This is a genomic window from Stella humosa (assembly GCF_006738645.1).
In the GTDB taxonomy this organism is placed as follows: Bacteria; Pseudomonadota; Alphaproteobacteria; order ATCC43930; family Allostellaceae; genus Allostella; species Allostella humosa.
In genome coordinates this window covers 900,081-913,198 of record NZ_AP019700.1, presented here as the reverse complement: position 1 = coordinate 913,198, position 13,118 = coordinate 900,081, and the positions used below count along the sequence as shown (strand labels likewise).

At 66.2% G+C, this 13,118-nt stretch carries 13 protein-coding genes; all 13 read right to left on the bottom strand.

The features are described from left to right. Positions 1-3: 3 nt before the first annotated feature. Positions 4-681, bottom strand: coding sequence for a 30S ribosomal protein S3 (rpsC, locus tag STVA_RS04250; protein WP_123689809.1), 678 nt, complete (start codon positions 679-681; stop codon positions 4-6). Beyond that, complete coding sequence (gene rplV / locus STVA_RS04245) at positions 681-1,061, bottom strand: 50S ribosomal protein L22 (RefSeq protein WP_123689810.1); 381 nt, start codon at positions 1,059-1,061, stop codon at positions 681-683. The genes rpsC and rplV overlap by 1 nt, the downstream gene beginning before the upstream one ends. 4 nt (positions 1,062-1,065) lie before the next feature. Then, complete coding sequence (gene rpsS, locus STVA_RS04240) at positions 1,066-1,344, bottom strand: 30S ribosomal protein S19 (RefSeq protein WP_123689811.1); 279 nt, start codon at positions 1,342-1,344, stop codon at positions 1,066-1,068. Between the two features lie 12 nt (positions 1,345-1,356). Then, positions 1,357-2,184 (bottom strand): 50S ribosomal protein L2, encoded by an 828-nt coding sequence (gene rplB, locus STVA_RS04235; RefSeq protein ID WP_123689812.1) that lies wholly within the window; start codon positions 2,182-2,184, stop codon positions 1,357-1,359. Positions 2,185-2,188: 4 nt separating this feature from the next. After that, a complete protein-coding gene (locus STVA_RS04230) occupies positions 2,189-2,467 on the bottom strand; it encodes a 50S ribosomal protein L23 (protein ID WP_420822823.1) in 279 nt (92 codons plus the stop codon). 56 nt (positions 2,468-2,523) lie between these two features. Then, positions 2,524-3,144 (bottom strand): 50S ribosomal protein L4, encoded by a 621-nt coding sequence (gene rplD / locus STVA_RS04225; RefSeq protein ID WP_123689915.1) that lies wholly within the window; start codon positions 3,142-3,144, stop codon positions 2,524-2,526. A gap of 5 nt (positions 3,145-3,149) precedes the next feature. After that, entirely contained in the window at positions 3,150-3,836 is a 687-nt protein-coding gene (gene rplC, locus STVA_RS04220; protein WP_123689814.1) for a 50S ribosomal protein L3, read from the bottom strand. Between the two features lie 10 nt (positions 3,837-3,846). Then, positions 3,847-4,155: a 30S ribosomal protein S10 gene (gene rpsJ / locus STVA_RS04215; protein ID WP_123689815.1), complete on the bottom strand. Its 309-nt coding sequence runs from the start codon at positions 4,153-4,155 to the stop codon at positions 3,847-3,849. 49 nt (positions 4,156-4,204) lie between these two features. Beyond that, a complete protein-coding gene (gene tuf / locus STVA_RS04210) occupies positions 4,205-5,395 on the bottom strand; it encodes an elongation factor Tu (protein WP_142235648.1) in 1,191 nt (396 codons plus the stop codon). A gap of 64 nt (positions 5,396-5,459) precedes the next feature. Then, positions 5,460-7,535 carry an elongation factor G gene (gene fusA, locus STVA_RS04205; protein WP_142235649.1) on the bottom strand — a complete coding sequence of 692 codons (2,076 nt, stop codon included), beginning with the start codon at positions 7,533-7,535 and terminating at the stop codon, positions 5,460-5,462. A 27-nt stretch (positions 7,536-7,562) separates the two neighbouring features. After that, positions 7,563-8,036: a 30S ribosomal protein S7 gene (gene rpsG / locus STVA_RS04200; protein WP_123687734.1), complete on the bottom strand. Its 474-nt coding sequence runs from the start codon at positions 8,034-8,036 to the stop codon at positions 7,563-7,565. Positions 8,037-8,051: 15 nt separating this feature from the next. Next, the gene (gene rpsL / locus STVA_RS04195; protein ID WP_123687735.1) at positions 8,052-8,423 is read right to left on the bottom strand and encodes a 30S ribosomal protein S12; all 372 of its coding nucleotides are present in this window, start codon (positions 8,421-8,423) and stop codon (positions 8,052-8,054) included. Positions 8,424-8,894: 471 nt separating this feature from the next. Next, positions 8,895-13,061: a DNA-directed RNA polymerase subunit beta' gene (gene rpoC, locus STVA_RS04190; protein ID WP_123687736.1), complete on the bottom strand. Its 4,167-nt coding sequence runs from the start codon at positions 13,059-13,061 to the stop codon at positions 8,895-8,897. Between the last annotated feature and the right edge of the window lie 57 nt (positions 13,062-13,118).

The following is a 13,118-nucleotide window of genomic DNA, read 5'->3' as shown; positions in this document are numbered from 1 at the left end:
AGATCAGCGGCCGGACGTCGCCTCGAGGGCGCGCTTCTCGTGCGCCATCGGGTCGTGGGCCATGATCTCGCCCTTGAACACCCACACCTTGACGCCGCAGGTGCCGTAGGTGGTCTTGGCGGTGCCCGTGCCGAAGTCGACATCGGCGCGCAGGGTGTGCAGCGGCACGCGGCCTTCGCGATACCATTCCATCCGCGCGATCTCCGCCCCGCCGAGACGGCCGGAGCAGTTGATGCGGATGCCCTGGGCGCCCAGGCGCATGGCCGACTGGACCGCGCGCTTCATCGCCCGGCGGAACGCCACCCGGCGCTCAAGCTGCTGGGCGATGTTGTCGGCGATCAGCTTGGCATCGATCTCGGGCTTGCGGATCTCGACGATGTTCAGCGCGACTTCGCTGCGGGTCATCTTCCCCAGCTCGGCGCGCAGCTTGTCGATGTCCGTGCCCTTCTTGCCGATGACCACGCCCGGACGCGCGCTGTGCAGCGTGATCCGTGCCTTCTTGGCCGCCCGCTCGATGATGACCCGGGCAACGCCGGCCTGCACCAGGCGCTTGGTCAGGTAGCTGCGGAGCTTCAGGTCTTCCTGCAGGATGTCGGCATAGTCGCGCTTAGCGAACCAGCGCGAATCCCAAGTGCGATTGATCCCGAGCCGGAGCCCGATCGGGTTTACCTTCTGACCCATCAGGCCTTCTCCTCGCGCTCGCGCACGACAACGGTCAAATTGCTGAAAGGCTTCTCGACGCGAGAGGCGCGGCCGCGGGCGCGGGCGTGGAACCGCTTGATCGAGAACGTCTTGCCGACCGACGCTTCCTTGACATAAAGGCGGTCGACGTCGAGCTGGTGGTTGTTCTCGGCGTTGGCGATCGCCGACTGCAGCACCTTGCGCACGTCGATCGCGATGCGGCGATGCAGGAAGGTCAGGCGGGCGATCGCGGCCTGGCAGTCCAGGCCACGGATGCTGGCGGCGACCAGGTTCAGCTTGCGCGGGCTCGTGCGCAGAACCCGGGCGACAGCCATCGCCTCATTTTCCGCGACCCGGCGCGGTGCCGACGGCTTGCTCATGGCCTCAGCCCCTCTTCGCCTTCTTATCGCCGGCGTGACCCTGGAAGGTCCGCGTCGGCGAGAATTCGCCAAACCGATGGCCGATCATGTTCTCGTTGACCAGCACCGGGATGAATTTGTGCCCATTGTGGACGCCGAACGTCAGGCCGACGAACTGCGGCAGGATGGTCGACCGGCGCGACCACGTCCTGATGATCTCGTTTCGTCCGCCCGACCGCGCCTTCTCCGCCTTCTTCAGCAGATAGCCGTCGACGAACGGACCTTTCCAAACCGAACGAGCCACGCCTGGCCTCCGTTACTTCGCATGCCGCCGGCGAACGATCAGCCGGTCGGTCTTCTTGTTGTTCCGAGTCTTTTTGCCCTTGGTGGGTTTGCCCCAAGGGGTGACCGGATGACGGCCGCCAGACGTGCGGCCTTCGCCACCGCCGTGCGGGTGATCGATCGGGTTCATCGCGACGCCGCGCACGCCGGGCTTGCGCCCGAGCCAGCGGTTGCGTCCCGCCTTGCCGATATTGATGTTCGACTGGTCGGGGTTCGACACCGCGCCGATCGTCGCCATGCAGTCCGAGCGGACCATGCGCACTTCGCCGGAGGCGAGGCGCAGCAGGGCGTTCGACTGGTCACGACCGACGAGCTGGGCGTAGGTGCCGGCCGAACGGGCCATCTGGCCACCGCGGCCGCTCTTCAGCTCGACGTTGTGGACGATCGTGCCGACCGGAATCCCGCGCAGCGGCAGGGCATTGCCCGGCTTGATGTCGACGCGTTCGCCGGAGACGACCTTGTCGCCCACCTTCAGGCGCTGCGGCGCCAGGATGTAGGCAAGCTCGCCGTCCTCATAGCGGATGAGCGCGATGAAGGCCGTGCGGTTGGGGTCGTACTCGAGCCGCTCGACCGTGCCGGCCACGTCGTACTTGCGACGCTTGAAGTCGACCAGGCGATAGCGCTGCTTGTGCCCGCCGCCACGCCACCGGACGGTGACATGGCCGTGCGTGTTGCGACCGCCCTTGGACGACTGACCTTCGGTCAGCGTCTTGACGGGCTTGCCCTTGTAGAGCTCGGACCGGTCGACGAGGACGAGTTCGCGCTGCGACGGCGTCGTCGGGTTGAATGTCTTGAGCGCCATCGCGTCAAACTCCCGTCGTCACGTCGATCGTGTAGCCGGGCGCCAGCCGCACCATCGCCTTCTTGAAGTCCTGGCGGACACCGACGCGGCCCTTGAACCGCTTTTCCTTGCCACCGACCCGCAGCGTGTTGACCGCCACGACCTTGACGCTGAACAGACCCTCGACCGCCGCCTTGATCTCCGGCTTGGTGGCCGTCAGCGGCACGCGGAAAGTGACCTGGTTGTGTTCGGAGCCCATCGTCGCCTTTTCCGTGATCACCGGATTGGTGACCGTGGCGAACATCTGCTCGCGGGTGAGGTTGACCTTCACCTTGGCAGAAGGGAAATAACGGAAGCGGCTCATTTCAGGCGGGCCTCCAGGGCTTCGACCGCACCGCGCGTCAGCACGAGCGTGTCGCGGCGCAGGATGTCGTACACGTTGGCGCCCTGCTGCGGCAGCACGTCGACCTGCGGCAGGTTGCGAGCGGCCCGGGCGAAGCCCTGGTCGATCTCGGTGCCGCCGATGAAGAGTACGGACGACCAGCCGAGCTTGCCCAGGCGCTGGACCAGCGCCTTGGTCTTGGCCTCCGGCAGGCGCGCATCGTCGATGACGATGAGCTTGCCCTCGGCCTGCTTGCTCGACAGCGCCGTCTTCAGCGCCAGCGCCCGCACCTTCTTGGGCAGGTCGTAGCCGTGATCGCGGACCACCGGCCCGAAGATCACCGCACCACCGCGCCACTGCGGCGAGCGCATGCTGCCCTGGCGAGCCCGGCCGCTGCCCTTCTGGCGCCACGGCTTCTTCGTGGTGCCGGAGATCTCGCCGATCTGCTTGGCCTTGTGGGTGCCGGCGCGGCGCTTGGCGAGCTGCCAGTGCACCATGCGGGCCAGGATATCGCCGCGCACCGGCACGCCGAACACCGACTCGTCGAGTTCGATGGTTCCGGCTTCGCCCGCGTCGAGCGTCGTCACATTCTGCTGCATCGCCATCACTCGGGCTTGGCGGCGCGGACGGCGGCCGGGAAGGGCAGGCCATCGGGCGCCTTGCGCTTGACCGCGTCGCGAACCAGCACGTAGGCGCCCTCGGACCCCGGGATCGCGCCCTTGATCATCAGGAGCCCGCGCTCGACGTCGGTCTGCACCACGGTCAGATTCTGCGTGGTCACACGGACATCGCCCATGTGGCCGGCCATCTTCTTGTTCTTGAAGGTCTTGCCGGGATCCTGGCGACCACCGGTCGAACCCAGGCTGCGATGGCTGACCGACACGCCGTGGGTGGCCCGGAGACCGCCGAAATTGTGCCGCTTCATGCCACCAGCAAAGCCCTTGCCGATGCTGGTGCCCGTCACGTCGACCTTCTGGCCGACCAGGAAGTGGTCGACCGTGATCTCGGCGCCGACCTCGACCAGGCCATCGGCCTCGACACGGAACTCCACCAGCTTGCGCTTGGGCTCGACCTTGGCCTTGGCGAAGTGCCCGCGCAGCGGCTGCGTGACGTTCTTCACCTTGATCTGGCCGACGCCGAGCTGCAGCGCGGTGTAGCCGTCGGTCTCCTCGGTGCGTTGGGCGACGACCTGGCAGTTTTCCACCTGCAGGACGGTCACCGGCACATGCTCGCCCTCGGCGGTGAAGACCCGCGTCATGCCGAGCTTGCGTCCAATCAATCCAGTGCGCATCGCCCCGCCCTCAGAGCTTGATCTCGACGTCGACGCCCGCGGCGAGGTCGAGCTTCATCAGCGCGTCCACGGTCTGCGGCGTCGGGTCGACGATGTCGATCACCCGCTTGTGGGTGCGGATCTCAAACTGCTCGCGCGACTTCTTGTCGATGTGCGGCGAGCGGTTGACGGTGAAGCGTTCGAACCGCGTCGGCAGCGGGATCGGGCCGCGCACGCGCGCCCCGGTCCGCTTCGCCGTGTTGACGATCTCGCTCGTCGACTGGTCGAGGATGCGGTGATCGTAGGCCCGAAGGCGGATGCGAATGTTCTGGCTGTCCATGGGATATGACCTGTTCGGCGCGAACGCCTTGTTGTCGGCTGCCTGCCGCTCAGGCGATGATCTTGGCGACGACGCCGGCGCCGACGGTACGGCCGCCTTCGCGGATGGCGAAGCGCAGGCCTTCGTCCATGGCGATCGGGGCGATCAGCTCGACCTGCATCGAGACGTTGTCGCCCGGCATCACCATCTCCGTGCCTTCCGGAAGATGCACCATGCCCGTCACGTCCGTCGTGCGGAAGTAGAACTGCGGGCGATAGTTGGTGAAGAACGGCGTGTGACGGCCGCCCTCTTCCTTCGTCAGGATGTAGGCCTCGGCCTCGAACTTCGTGTGCGGCGTGATCGAGCCGGGTGCGGCCAGAACCTGGCCGCGCTCCACGTCCTCGCGCTTGATGCCGCGCAGCAGCGCGCCGATGTTGTCGCCCGCCTCGCCGCTGTCCAGCAGCTTGCGGAACATCTCGACGCCCGTCACCACCGTCTTCACCGTCGGCTTCAGCCCGACGATCTCGATTTCCTCGCCCACCTTCACGATGCCGCGCTCGACGCGGCCCGTCACCACCGTGCCGCGGCCCGAGATCGAGAACACGTCCTCGATCGGCATCAGGAACGGACGGTCCTTCGGGCGCTCCGGCTGCGGGATGTAGGCGTCGACCGCCTTCATCAGCTCCAGGATCGCGTTGCGGCCGATCTCCGGCTGCTTGTCTTCCAGCGCCATCAGCGCCGAGCCGCGCACCACCGGGATGTCGTCGCCCGGGAAGTTGTAGGACGACAGCAGCTCGCGAACCTCGAGCTCCACCAGGTCCAGCAGCTCCGGGTCGTCGACCATGTCGACCTTGTTCATGAACACCACCAGCGACGGCACGCCGACTTGGCGCGCCAGCAGGATGTGCTCGCGCGTCTGCGGCATCGGGCCGTCGGCCGCCGACACCACCAGGATGCCGCCGTCCATCTGCGCCGCACCCGTGATCATGTTCTTCACATAATCCGCGTGGCCAGGGCAGTCGACATGCGCGTAGTGACGGTTCTCCGTCTCGTACTCCACATGCGCCGTCGAGATCGTGATGCCGCGCGCCCGCTCTTCCGGTGCCTTGTCGATCTGGTCGTACGCCGTGAACGTCGCCCCGCCCGTCTCCGCCAGGATCTTCGTGATCGCAGCCGTCAGCGACGTCTTGCCGTGATCAACGTGCCCAATCGTCCCAATGTTGCAATGCGGCTTGTTCCGCTGAAATTTCGCCTTGGACATGGGAGTGTGCTCCGATCTCTCTTCCTGGTGGGTTCTGTTGGGCTAGGTCTGAAGCAGCGTGCGGTCAGGCCATCTTCGCGCGAACTTCGTCGGCGACGGCCTGCGGTACCTGCTCGTAATGGTCGAAATGCATCGTGTACTGGGCGCGGCCCTGGCTCATCGAGCGCAGCGTGTTGACGTAGCCGAACATGTTGGCCAGCGGCACCATCGCCTGGACGACGCGGGCATTGCCGCGCTGGTCCATGCCGGTCACCTGGCCGCGACGGCTGTTCAGATCGCCGATCACGTCGCCCATGTAGTCTTCCGGCGTCACCACCTCGACCCGCATCACCGGCTCGAGCAGCTTGGGGCTGCACTTCGGCAGGCCCTCCTTGAAGGCGGCGCGGGCGGCGATTTCGAACGCCAGCACGCTGGAGTCCACGTCATGGTAGGCGCCGTCGATCAGGGCGGCCTTGAAGTCGATGACCGGGAAGCCGGCGATCACGCCCGTGTCGACCGAAGACTTCAGGCCCTTCTGCACGCCGGGGACGAATTCCTTGGGCACCACGCCGCCGACCGTCTCGTTCTCGAACACGAAGCCCGAACCGGGGGGCAGCGGCTCGAAGCGCAGCTTGATGCGGGCATACTGGCCCGAACCGCCCGTCTGCTTCTTGTGGGTGTAGTCGACTTCGCCCGTGCGGGTGATCGTCTCGCGATAGGCCACCTGCGGCGCGCCGATGTTGGCGTCGACCTTGAACTCGCGCTTCATGCGATCGACGATGATCTCGAGATGGAGCTCGCCCATCCCCTTGATGATCGTCTGGCCGCTCTCATGGTCGACCGCCACGCGGAAGGACGGATCCTCCTGCGCCAGCCGGCCCAGCGCCTGGCCCATCTTCTCCTGGTCGGTCTTGGTCTTCGGCTCGACCGCGATCTCGATGACCGGCTCGGGGAACTCCATCCGCTCCAGGATCACCGGGGCGGCCGGGTCGCACAGCGTGTCGCCGGTCGTCGTCGCCTTCAGGCCGGCCAGCGCCACGATGTCGCCGGCACGGGCTTCCTTGGTGTCTTCGCGATGGTTGGCATGCATCAGCAGCATGCGGCCCACCCGCTCCCGATTGTCCTTCACGGTGTTGAGGACCATCGAGCCCGTGTTCAGCACGCCCGAATAGACACGCACGAAGGTGAGCGAGCCCACGAAGGGATCGGTCATGATCTTGAAGGCGAGGCCCGAGAAGGGCTCGTCGTCCGAGCTCTTGCGCTCGATCGGATCGTCGCTGCCGACCTTCACGCCCTTGATCGCCTCGACGTCGGTCGGCGCCGGCAGGAAGTCGATGACGGCATCCAGCAGCGGCTGCACGCCCTTGTTCTTGAAGGCCGAGCCGCACAGGACCGGCACGAAGGCGCTGACCGTGACGCCCTTGCGGATGCACGCGATCAGCGTCTCGACGCTGGGCTCCTCGCCGCCGAGATAGGCCTCGAGCGCGACGTCGTCCATCTCGACCGCCATCTCGACCAGCTTCGAGCGGTAGTCGGCGGCCTCGTCGGCCATGTCGGCCGGGATCTCGACGATGTCGAACTGCGCGCCCAGGCTCTCGTCGCGCCAGACGATCGCGTTCATGCGGACCAGATCGACGATGCCGACGAAGTCGCTCTCGACGCCGATCGGCAGCTGGATGACCATCGGGCGGGTGCCCAGACGGTCGACCATCATGTCGACGCAGCGCGTGAAGTTGGCGCCGATGCGGTCCATCTTGTTGACGAAACAGATGCGCGGCACGTTGTACTTGTCGGCCTGGCGCCACACCGTCTCGGACTGCGGCTCGACGCCGGCGACGCTGTCGAACACCGTGACGGCGCCGTCCAGCACGCGCAGCGAACGCTCGACCTCGATGGTGAAGTCGACGTGGCCGGGGGTGTCGATGATGTTGATGCGATGGTCGCGCCAAAAGCAGGTCGTCGCGGCCGACGCAATGGTGATGCCGCGCTCCTGCTCCTGCTCCATCCAGTCCATCGTGGCGGTGCCCTCATGGACCTCGCCAATCTTGTAGGAGCGCCCGGTGTAGTACAGAATCCGCTCGGTCGTCGTCGTCTTACCGGCATCAATGTGGGCCATGATGCCGATGTTGCGGTAGCGATCGAGGGGGGTCGTGCGAGACATGACGAAGTGCTCCGGGCGCCGAGAGGATTACCAGCGGTAGTGGGAGAACGCCTTGTTGGCGTCCGCCATGCGGTGGGTGTCTTCCCGCTTCTTCACCGCCGAGCCGCGATTGTTGGCCGCATCGAGCAGCTCGCCCGACAGGCGCTCCTGCATCGTGTTCTCCGACCGGGAACGCGAAGCCGAGATGATCCAGCGGATCGCCAGCGCCTGGCTACGCTCCGCCCGGACTTCGACCGGCACCTGGTAGGTGGCGCCGCCGACACGACGGGACCGGACCTCGACCGATGGACGGACATTGCCCAGCGCATCGTGGAACATGCGAACCGGCTCCTGGCCGCCCGCACGCTTGGAAACCCGGTCCAGGGCGTCATAGACGATCGCTTCCGCGGTCGACTTCTTCCCGTGGTACATCAGGCAGTTGATGAACTTGGTGAGGATGATGTCCCCGAACTTGGCGTCCGGGAGAACCTCACGCTTGTCAGCGGCGCGGCGGCGCGACATGGCTTGGACTCCGACTTACTTGGGGCGCTTCGCGCCGTACTTCGACCGGCGCTGGCGCCGATCCTTCACGCCCTGCGTATCGAGCGTGCCGCGAATGATGTGATAGCGGACGCCGGGAAGATCCTTCACGCGGCCACCGCGGATCATTACGACCGAATGTTCCTGCAGGTTGTGGCCTTCGCCCGGGATGTAGCTCGTGACCTCGAAGCTGTTGGTCAGGCGGACACGAGCCACCTTGCGCAAGGCCGAATTGGGCTTCTTCGGGGTCGTCGTGTAGACACGCGTGCAAACGCCGCGCTTCTGCGGGCACTCTTCCAGGGCCGGCACCTTATCGTGCGCCCGCTGTGCCTGCCGCGGCTTGCGGATGAGCTGGTTGATCGTCGGCATCCGAACGCTACCCTTCCCACTCGGGTCGAAACAAACGTGGCAGAAGCAATTGTTCTGGCACGGAAAAAGCGCCGCCGAAGCGGCGCGCGTCTCCGTCGAAACGGCCTTCCGAAACAGAGGCGCGTCTAGGTTGTACCCCTACCGCCGTCCCCCGAAGGTTCGCGGATACTATTGATCGACTCTGGTGGCGTCAAGCGCGCGTTCGGCCGATTCCGCGTTTGGCCCCGAATACTGCCTCAAGCGGGGCAACGTGCGGGCGAAACGCAACGGATGGATCGCTCCACCGGTCCCGCGCGAAGCAAGATTGCGCGGCCGGTGCGGGCCAGCCCGTGTCCAGGGGCAATATATAGTCGCAGCGCTCGGGCGAATGGAAGTCCCCAGATCGCGAATCGAAGGCCCGCAAAGCAATCGGGCCGCCGCAACCTGCGGCGGCCCGATGTTCGAGGCCGTTCTATGCCGATGCCCGACGGCTCAGGCCGAGCGGGCCTGCGGCGGCTCGGCCGGCAGGGCGGTCGGCTGGCCACCGTCGCCCGCCAGGATCACCCGGTCGCGCTCGGCTGCGATCTTGCGCAGGCGATTGACGACGCTGCCGGTGCCGGCCGGGATCAGGCGGCCGACGATCACGTTCTCCTTCAGGCCGGCCAGGCTGTCGATCTTGCCGGAGACGGCCGCCTCGGTGAGGACGCGGGTGGTCTCCTGGAACGAAGCGGCCGAGATGAACGAGTTGGTCTGCAGCGATGCCTTGGTGATGCCCTGGAGCACCGGCTTGGCCTTCGCCGGCCGGCCGCCCGCTTCCTCCACCTTGGCGTTCTCGGCCGCGAACTCCTCGCGGTCGACCTGCTCGCCCACCAGGAAGGTGGTCTCGCCGCCATCCATGATCTCCATCTTCTGGAGCATCTGGCGGACGATCACCTCGATGTGCTTGTCGTTGATCTTCACGCCCTGGAGCCGATAGACGTCCTGGATCTCGTTGGTCAGGTATTCCGACAGCGCCTCGACGCCCATGACGTTGAGGATGTCATGGGGCACCGGGTTGCCGTCCATCAGCAGGTCGCCCTTGGCCACGAAGTCGCCTTCCTGGACGCTGATGTGCTTGCCCTTGGGGATCATGTATTCCCGCGGGCCGCCCGCCTCGGCATCCGCCGGGACGACGACGATGCGGCGCTTGGTCTTGTAGTCCTTGCCGAACTCCACCCGGCCGTCGATCTCGCTGATGATCGCGAAGTCCTTGGGGCGACGTGCCTCGAACAGCTCGGCCACCCGCGGCAGACCGCCGGTGATGTCGCGCGTCTTGGACGATTCCCGCGGGATGCGGGCGACCACGTCGCCGGCCTGGACCTCGGCACCATTCTCGATGCTGAGGATGGCGTCGACCGACATGAAGTAGCGGGCCTCGACGCCGCTCGCCAGCGTCAGCGCCTCGCCGCGATTGTCGCGCAGCACGATGCGCGGGCGCAGGTCGTTGCCGCGGGGTTGCTGCTTCCAGTCGACGACGACCTTGGACGAGATGCCCGTCGCCTCGTCCACCACCTCGCGGATCGACACGCCCTCGACCAGGTCGACATAGTGGGCGGTGCCGTTGCGCTCGGTGATGATCGGGATCGTGTAGGGATCCCAGTCGGCGATCTTCTGGCCCTTGGTGACCGCGGTGCCCTCGTCGATGAGCAGCTTGGCACCGTAGGGCACCTTGTGACGGGCGCGCTCGCGACCGGCCTCGTCGGCCAGCACGATCTCGGTGTTCCGGCTCATGACGATCATGACGCCCAGGCTGTTGACCACGACGTTGCGGTTCTTGACCCGCACGACGGAGTCGAACGCCGCCTCGATGCTGGACTGCTCGGCACCGCGCTGCACCGCACCGCCGATGTGGAAGGTGCGCATGGTGAGCTGGGTGCCGGGCTCGCCGATCGACTGGGCGGCGATCACGCCCACGGCCTCGCCGATGTTGACCACCGTGCCGCGGGCCAGGTCACGGCCGTAGCACTTGCCGCAGACGCCGCCCTTGGTCTCGCAGGTCAGCACCGAGCGGATGCCGATGGAGTCGATGCCGGCACGCTCGATCTTCTCGACCATCTCCTCGTCGAGGAGACCACCCGGAGGGGCCAGTTCGCGGCCCGTCAGTGGATCCATCACCGCGTGCGAGGCGGTGCGGCCGAGGATGCGCTCGGACAGGGGCGCGATGACCTCGCCGCCGTCGACCACCGGGGTGACCGTCAGGCCGCGCTGCGTCCCGCAATCCTCCTCGATGATGATGGCGTCCTGGGCCACGTCGACCAGGCGGCGCGTCAGATAGCCGGAGTTGGCCGTCTTCAGCGCCGTGTCGGCCAGGCCCTTGCGGGCGCCGTGCGTGGAGTTGAAGTACTCCAGCACCGTCAGGCCTTCCTTGAAGTTCGAGATGATCGGCGTCTCGATGATCTCGCCCGACGGCTTGGCCATGAGGCCGCGCATGCCGGCCAGCTGCTTGATCTGGGCGGCCGAGCCACGGGCGCCGGAATGCGCCATCATGTAGACCGCGTTGATCTTGCCGCTGGGGCGCGAGATCTCCTTCATCATCGCGTCCGCCACCTTCTCGGTGCAGGACGACCAGACGTCGACGACCTTGTTGTACTTCTCGCCCTGGGTGATGAGGCCGTCGAGATACTGCTGCTCGTACTCCTTCACCTTGTCCTCGGCGTCGCGCACCAGCTCGACCTTCTCCTTCGGCACGACGAGGTCGTCCTTGCCGAACGAGATGCCGGCACGGCAGGCATGCCCGAAGCCCAGCGACATCAGCCGGTCGCAGAAGATCACCGTCTCCTTCTGCCCGCAGTGACGGTAGACCATGTCGATGACGTTGGTGATTTCCTTCTTCGTCAACACGCGGTTGATCAGCTCGAAGCTGATCGCCGGGTTGCGCGGCAGGATCTCGGACAGCAGCATGCGGCCGGGCGTGGTCGTGACCCGCACCGTGATCGGCTTGTTGTCCTTGTCGACCGTGTGGTAGCGGCACTGCACCTTGGCGTGCAGCGTCACGGCCTTGGCGTCGAGCGCCTGCTGGATCTCGGCCACCGTGCTGAAGGCCATGCCCTCGCCCGGGTCGGCGTCGCGCTCCATGGTGATGTAGTAGAGGCCGAGCACGATATCCTGCGACGGCACGATGATCGGCTTGCCGTTGGCGGGCGACAGGATGTTGTTGGTCGACATCATCAGGACGCGGGCTTCAAGCTGGGCTTCCAGCGACAGCGGCACGTGCACCGCCATCTGGTCGCCGTCGAAGTCCGCGTTGAAGGCGGTGCAGACCAGCGGGTGCAGCTGGATCGCCTTGCCCTCGATGAGAACCGGCTCGAACGCCTGGATGCCGAGACGATGCAGCGTCGGCGCCCGGTTCAGCATGACCGGATGCTCGCGGATCACCTCTTCCAGGATGTCCCAGACCTCCGGCCGCTCCTTCTCCACCATGCGCTTGGCCGCCTTGATGGTGGTGGCCAGGCCGCGCAGCTCGAGCTTGGAGTAGATGAAGGGCTTGAACAGCTCCAGCGCCATCTTCTTGGGCAGGCCGCACTGGTGCAGCTTCAGCTCAGGCCCCACGACGATGACCGAACGGCCGGAATAGTCGACGCGCTTGCCGAGCAGGTTCTGGCGGAAGCGGCCCTGCTTGCCCTTCAGCATGTCGGACAGCGACTTCAGCGGCCGCTTGTTGGCGCCGGTGATGACGCGGCCGCGGCGGCCGTTGTCGAAGAGGGCGTCGACCGCCTCCTGCAGCATGCGCTTCTCGTTGCGCACGATGATGTCGGGCGCGCGTAGCTCGATCAGTCGCTTCAGGCGGTTGTTGCGGTTGATGACGCGGCGATAGAGGTCGTTCAGGTCCGACGTGGCGAAGCGGCCACCGTCGAGCGGCACCAGCGGGCGCAGCTCGGGCGGGATGACCGGCACGACGTCCAGGATCATCCATTCCGGCCGGCTGCCGGACTGGAGGAAGGCGTCGATCAGCTTCAGCCGCTTGACCAGCTTCTTGCGCTTGGCCTCGGAGGTCGTGTCGCGCAGGTCGCCGCGCAGCTTCTCCTGCTCGGGCTGCAGGTCGATCGCCGACAGCATCGCCTTCAGCGCCTCGGCGCCGATCTTGGCGGTGAAGGCGTCCTCGCCGAAATCGTCCTGGTAGCGGTAGAACTCGTCCTCGGACAGCAACTGATGCAGCTTCAGCGGCGTCAGGCCCGGCTCGATGACGACGTAGTTCTCGAAATAGAGGACCCGCTCCAGGTCCTTCAGCGTCATGTCGAGCAGCAGGCCGATGCGGCTCGGCAGCGACTTCAGGAACCAGATGTGGGCGACGGGCGAGGCCAGCTCGATATGGCCCATGCGCTCGCGCCGGACCTTCGACAGCGTGACCTCGACGCCGCACTTCTCGCAGATGATGCCGCGATACTTCATGCGCTTGTACTTGCCGCACAAGCACTCGTAGTCCTTGATCGGGCCGAAGATGCGGGCGCAGAACAGCCCGTCCCGCTCCGGCTTGAAGGTGCGGTAGTTGATGGTCTCCGGCTTCTTGATCTCGCCGAACGACCAGGAACGGATCCGCTCAGGGCTCGCGATCGAGATCTGGATCTGATCGAAACTCTGGGGGCCGCTCGGCTGGCCGAAGATGTTCATCAGCTCGTTCATGACCATCCCTTTTCTCTAACCTGGCAGCCGCGGGACCCTGGGGTCCGCCGGCATGCC